General features: G+C 68.9%; 1 pseudogene. It reads right to left on the reverse strand.

Annotated elements, in window-relative coordinates:
• Positions 1-312, reverse strand: a pseudogene (locus HT134_RS45065) (DUF4041 domain-containing protein); the annotation flags it as partial.

A 312-nucleotide genomic window follows, 5' to 3' on the forward strand; every position in this document is an offset into this window, starting at 1 on the left:
CTCTGCGCGTAGCGCCTCGGTCATCGCCGCGATGCGCATGGCGTCCATCCCGCCGAGTTGTTCCACCCACGCGCGTAGCTGGGCGGTCTCCTCTTCAAGTTGCTTCTTGCCGCCGAACAGCCCGCCGCTCTTCCGTTCCGGAACCTGCGGTACGACGGCTGGAGCCGGCGGGGCAGGCGGGTTCTCCGGAAGCCAGAAGTTCCATCCAGGAGGGGCCGGGGGCCACGACGGATCCGGCTGCCACCCCTGCGGCGGCTTCCAGCCATGGGTCGGGACGGGCCATCCGGGAGGTGAGTTGAACCGGTACTCCTT

The sequence above is a fragment of the Nonomuraea rhodomycinica genome, from assembly GCF_013363995.1.
In the GTDB taxonomy this organism is placed as follows: Bacteria; Actinomycetota; Actinomycetes; order Streptosporangiales; family Streptosporangiaceae; genus Nonomuraea; species Nonomuraea rhodomycinica.